We start from the raw sequence: 5260 nt of genomic DNA on the forward strand, positions 1-5260 counted from the left end.
CCCCGTTCGAAACTGATCCTTCATAGCTCAATTCTTGATTATGCATCAGCCCTAAACAAACTGCTTGTAGAGTATTCCCCCTAAACTTCTTCTCCTTTCCAAAAAAGTACATTACCTATGCTTCCTTCGCCCGTCGGGTAGTTCGTTTTCGTGGGGTCAATGAGGACTTCGGTTTATCGATAGGTTTGTCGATAGGCTTGTCTATTGACTCATCTGGCGGTTTTTCCATTGTTTTATCGAGGGACTTATCAAGGCTTCGTTCGGGACTCGCTGCTTTACCCTTTGAAGCTCGTTTAACGGGTTTAACCGCTTCAGCTACTTCTTCTTGATCAGCCTTTAATTGCCCTTTTTCATTCTCCGTCAAAGCAATACTTGCTCGCAGAGCCTCCATCAGATCAATTACTTTTCCGCCTTTGACAGGAGGTTCTACTTGATAGGTTTCTCCCGCTACCTTGCTTTCAATCAGCTGTACCATTTGCTCATGCAATTCATCACGATATTTCTCAGGTTCAAACGGTCGAGCTAAGTTATCAATCAACTGACGAGCCATAGTCAATTCTGTGTCCGTCGGAACCACTCGATCCCAAACCACATCCATGTGGCGGATTTCCTTCGGATAATACATAGTTTCCATAACGAGCCCCTTTTCAAAAACGCGCAAACAAGCCAAGTGCTGCTTCGAGCGCATCGTAACACGAGCCAAAGCCACTTTACCACTCTCTTCCATCGCCAGACAAAGTAAACGATAGGCTTTCATGGCCGTTTCTTCAGGAGATAGATAATAAGATTTTTGATAGTAGATTGGATCAATCTCGGGCAAATTAATAAAATCGAGAATATCAATGGATCGACTCATCGGTTGTTCCAAAGCAACCAAGTCGTCCTCGTTTAAAACCACATAACGATCTTTTTCATACTCAAATCCCTTCACTAAGTCAGCCGTTTCAACCTCCATATCGCAAGTAGGACATTTTTTGATCGACCTAATCCTGTGGTTGCACTCTCTATGAAGAAAATTAAACTTAAACTCTTGAGACTCTGTGGCCGCGTGCATTTTCACCGGAACATTCACTAAGCCGAAACTGATGGATCCTTTCCACAACGTATGCATTTAACACACCTCCCCGAGTTAGTGTGAACAGCAAAGGATGTATTAATGCAATAAAAAAACTTCGTCTTGTTATAGACAAAGTTTATCACTCAAATTCAATACTTAAATATATTTCACTTCACAACCCTAAGATGAGCCGTCTCCATTTGAAGTTCTCCCAGTTTGGTACCTAAACTCAATAGTTCGTCCGTCAGGGCAAAATTTGACCCTAAAGCATAGGTCAATCGAGCCTGGTGTTGGTTTCAGTGCTTTTAGTTCAAATTCCTTGCCTTCCTCATGCAAATTTAGTTTTTGTTCCCCAAACACTAAAGCCTTACGCCCTTCCCTAAACGTCACAATCTCCATGCCTAACACCTTCGAATAGAATTCACAGGTTAATTCTATATCTTTAACCGTCAGGACCAAATGATCAATCCTATTAACATTCACACTCCCACTTCTCCCCTACAACATCCCCTTAATACGTTTAAAAGCAAAAACAGTTATACTGGCTAACACTGCAAAGTCCTCCGTCGGTAGAATGGAAGGTGCAGAGGCATCAAAGAGGATATTACCGGACGCTGGGAATTCATCATCCGCTCTCCAAAGAATAAAGGTCACTGGAATACGAGGGAAAACCCTAAATGTTACTGCTACATCTCCAAGCCCAACAGATTGACCTCCTACTTGGCTCGCTACTTTAAGGAGGCTATCTGGATCAGGACCAAAGGTTCTGACCAAAGGATCAATGGCCCGACCGGTAAATGGTTTAATATAAATAGCGCCACCCGGTAATTCTTTATAGGAAATGAGCGTCCCCACTTCTATACTTTCACTAATACTTGTTACGTAATGGAGAATCAATATTTGTGTAGCAATTGGCAATTCTCCGTCTGAAGCCTGTATAGGCAAGAAATTCCCACCGGGATAGTCTAGCTTGAAATGCTGTCCTACAAATTCAAAAACGAGGGCGTTATTCTCTATTGAATAGCCTGAATAACGCGCCATATCCTCTAAAGAACAAGCGCGAAACTTTGCAAGTGCCACCTCATGAGCCGCAGAATAATTCATAATCAACCTCCTACTCGACTTCTTGTTATGTGCTTTGACTAGCAAATTTTGTTTTGTATCCTAACCAAGATCTCGATAAATTTGTTGTAATAACTGCGCATCCTCTTCAAGGTTCGGACTTTCGCAGATAGCCAATCCTTCTACCCCAAAAGAATGACAAGCCTTCATTAACTCATCAAAACGCAAGTCCGATTCCTTTAAGACAAGGTGGCGTTTCTCACCCTTCAATCCATATTCAATTCCCGAAATATGAAAGTGTACATTTTTTACCCAGCGGTCGCCTAGTGCCTCTGCCGTTTCATCTAAAATTCCACAAAACTCATCATAGGAATTCAATCGCCCATTGGTCCGGGCATGAAGATGGCTAAAGTCAATACACGGCAAGACCCCAGGAACCTCTTGGGCTATTCGAATTGTTTCTGTTAGATCTCCAAATTGAGTCCCTTTTCCAGTCGTTTCCGGACGAAGAATAACTTCATACCCCTCCTTATCAAGGGTCTCTCGTATAATGGAAAGTTCTCTGACCACACGCCCTAAGACCACCTCTGAGGTATCCTCATGATTAAATGCAGGATGAAAAATAACGCTTCTTACACCGAGAATTTGTGAAATTCGAGAGGTATGTATAATACGCTCCCTGCTCGCAGTAATTTTCTCAGGCTCACGGGAGTTTAGATTAATATAGTAAGGGGCATGACAACTTAAGGCGATCCCTTCCTCTATGGCTACTGAACCAACTTTTTTTGCCTTCTCTTCCCCCATTCGCACTCCTTGAACGAATTCTAATTCTAAGGCACCGAGCTTTAATTCCCGAATACGGCGAACACCCCCTTCACTGGATCGATCCATTGAGGAAAGTGGGACACCGGCGGTTCCAAACAATAATGGCAAAAGAGTTCACCTCATTGTATTTTTCTCACATTATATCGTCTTTCATATAGAAAGCCAATCAACTTAATCGTTCAACATTTTTCTTATTTCCTTAGTTTCCAATAGAATTTTTGTTTTCAATTACATACCGTTCCCTAAAAAAAGATATACTAGTATCACTTTCATCAATCAAACAGTGTTGTTGAAAGAAACTGTCCAATTTGAAAGGAGGATTCCTATATGTCAAGACGACGTAATAGCATCATGTCTAGCCAATTAAAAGAACAGATCGCTCAAGAGTTAGGTTTTGCTGGAACCCTTCACCAAGAGGGATTTGGAGGAGTTTCTTCAAGAAACTGTGGTAACATGGTGAAAATGGCTATTGAACTGGCAGAACGTAATCTACCAGGGAATAACATGACGTAATTAACACAGTTTGAATTAGTATTCAGGGTTAATATTTGAGCCGAGCATTGATTATGCTCGGCTCTAACAATTAGTGAAAATCAACTTCTATATAACGTGCTGCTGGATGATCATCTTTTAAAAAACTAAGGTTTAAAATCCCATTCCGATAACTTGCATGAGAGCCATCGGTTTTGACGAGAGCCGGGAGAGTTAATACTCGAGAGAACTTCCCGAAATATCGTTCAGAGTGCCGTTGTACACTTTCATTCTCCTCTTCGTGAAAGATTTTTCGAATTTCGCCTTGAATCATTAAGCGATTTTCGTCTAGCGTAATCGTAAGATCTTCAGGTTTTTCAATTCCAGGAATTTCTGCCGTTACGATGACCTCTTTCTTAGTTTCTTCTATATCAATACGATACAAGCCATCTGTAAGATTTTCCTTTCCTCGTTTAATAAACCGATCCATCTCATCCCAAAAAGGATCTAACGTACGGTAAGGTTCATTAGAAATTTGTGTCATTTTTTCATCCCCTCTGCATTAGTTTAGCAACTCCAATTCTCTTAGCAGTTCCAAGAGTTCAATCCTTAGGATGCGCTATTTCAAAAGGGTTTATCCTTGAAGTAAATATTCTTGAAATTTCAGGGTCGAACTGTGTACCAGCATTTTTTTCGATTTCTTTTAAGGCTTCTTCTTCAGTTAACGAATGTCTGTAGGGTCGTTCGCTTATCATTGCATCATAAGCATCAGCTAGTGCGATGATTCTTGAAACTTTTGGAATTGCTTCACCTTTTAACCCTTTTGGATAACCTTTACCATCCCATCGTTCATGATGTGCTAATATGCATTCTGCTAATTCCAACATTTCATAGGACGAACTCAGTATTCTATAGCCAATATCAGGATGCTTCCTTATCTGTTCCCACTCATTTTGTGTAAGTTTTCCAGGTTTATTGAGTATCCCTTCTTCAATGGCAATTTTACCAATATCATGAAGCAAACCTACCAATTTTAGCTGACTTACTTCAATCTCTGACAAGCCGATCGCTCTTCCAATATCCTGACATAACTGACTCACTCTTTTAGAGTGTTGTTCTTCTCTTGGGTTTTTTTCGTGTAAGGTATTGATGATCGTGTTTATTGTATTGCCCCTCATGCCTTCATTTTCAATAACCTTATGTTTATACATGGCATCCTCAGCACTCTTTAGAACCTTGAGGATATCCTCATCCGTTTCTCTCTTAGTCTCCCATCCAAAGGAAATGCTGACACGAATGGAGTTAACAAGTACATTTGAATAAAGTTCTTTGGCTCTATTTACAATCTTTTCAGCCTCTTCGGTATTCGTTTTTGGTAGGAGAATGACAAATTCATCTCCCCCCCAGCGAGCGACTATATCATCTATTCTGCACGCACTTTGGATAGCCTTGGCCGCTTTCCGAAGAAGTTCATCCCCTTTATCATGCCCAAAGGCATCATTGACAAGTTTTAGCCCATTAACATCTCCAATAATTATCGAAATAGGAATATTTCGTTCCGTATCCAAACGCTTAATTTCTTCTTCATAGAACCTTCTATTATAAAGACCCGTTAATGGATCGTGATAACTTAGATAAAAATTTTCGTCTTCCTTCTTTTTGCGATCAGTGATATCTCTTAAAATATTGAGATGCACCTTTTTATCTCCTAACAAGGTACCCTGTGAACTTACTTCAACATTTATCGAAGTACCATCCTTAAGATAATGGACAGTTTCATAGATCATTCCTGCAATATCTTTTAATCCCATCTGCTCTATTTTATTAGAGCCCTGGCTAAGCCTT

At 40.5% G+C, this 5260-nt stretch carries 7 protein-coding genes; 1 reads left to right on the forward strand and 6 read right to left on the reverse strand.

Features of this window, described 5'->3' with window-relative positions; all coding sequences use genetic code 11:
* Positions 1 to 115: 115 nt before the first annotated feature.
* The 4 genes from UF75_RS24625 to UF75_RS24640 form a co-directional block, all read right to left on the reverse strand.
* A complete protein-coding gene (locus UF75_RS24625) occupies positions 116 to 1111 on the reverse strand; it encodes a Ku protein (RefSeq protein WP_045577159.1) in 996 nt (331 codons plus the stop codon).
* A gap of 126 nt (positions 1112 to 1237) precedes the next feature.
* On the reverse strand, positions 1238 to 1540 hold the full coding sequence (locus UF75_RS24630; RefSeq protein WP_052693630.1) for a VOC family protein: 303 nt from the start codon (positions 1538 to 1540) through the stop codon (positions 1238 to 1240).
* A 15-nt stretch (positions 1541 to 1555) separates the two neighbouring features.
* Positions 1556 to 2161 carry a DUF3786 domain-containing protein gene (locus UF75_RS24635; RefSeq protein WP_045577160.1) on the reverse strand — a complete coding sequence of 202 codons (606 nt, stop codon included), beginning with the start codon at positions 2159 to 2161 and terminating at the stop codon, positions 1556 to 1558.
* Between the two features lie 60 nt (positions 2162 to 2221).
* Complete coding sequence (locus tag UF75_RS24640; protein ID WP_045577161.1) at positions 2222 to 3052, reverse strand: TIM barrel protein; 831 nt, start codon at positions 3050 to 3052, stop codon at positions 2222 to 2224.
* A gap of 219 nt (positions 3053 to 3271) precedes the next feature.
* Between UF75_RS24640 and UF75_RS24645 the strand changes: the two genes are divergently transcribed.
* A complete protein-coding gene (locus tag UF75_RS24645; RefSeq protein WP_045577162.1) occupies positions 3272 to 3457 on the forward strand; it encodes a hypothetical protein in 186 nt (61 codons plus the stop codon).
* A gap of 70 nt (positions 3458 to 3527) precedes the next feature.
* On the opposite strand, the gene UF75_RS24650 is transcribed toward UF75_RS24645, so the two are convergent.
* Entirely contained in the window at positions 3528 to 3959 is a 432-nt protein-coding gene (locus tag UF75_RS24650) for an Hsp20/alpha crystallin family protein (protein WP_045577163.1), read from the reverse strand.
* A 58-nt stretch (positions 3960 to 4017) separates the two neighbouring features.
* Positions 4018 to 5260: diguanylate cyclase (locus UF75_RS24655; protein WP_045577165.1), on the reverse strand; the 1243-nt coding region annotated here is incomplete at its 5' end.

Origin of the sequence: Desulfosporosinus sp. I2 (genome assembly GCF_000960765.1) — a bacterium.
Taxonomy (GTDB): Bacteria; Bacillota; Desulfitobacteriia; order Desulfitobacteriales; family Desulfitobacteriaceae; genus Desulfosporosinus.

Excerpts from the sequence above, each read along its gene's own strand:
- UF75_RS24635 (WP_045577160.1), bottom strand. The coding sequence starts at position 2,161 with ATGAATTATTCTGCGGCTCATGAGGTGGCACTTGCAAAGTTTCGCGCT.
- UF75_RS24650 (WP_045577163.1), bottom strand. The coding sequence starts at position 3,959 with ATGACACAAATTTCTAATGAACCTTACCGTACGTTAGATCCTTTTTGG.
- UF75_RS24625 (WP_045577159.1), bottom strand. The coding sequence starts at position 1,111 with ATGCATACGTTGTGGAAAGGATCCATCAGTTTCGGCTTAGTGAATGTT.
- UF75_RS24645 (WP_045577162.1), top strand. The coding sequence starts at position 3,272 with ATGTCAAGACGACGTAATAGCATCATGTCTAGCCAATTAAAAGAACAG.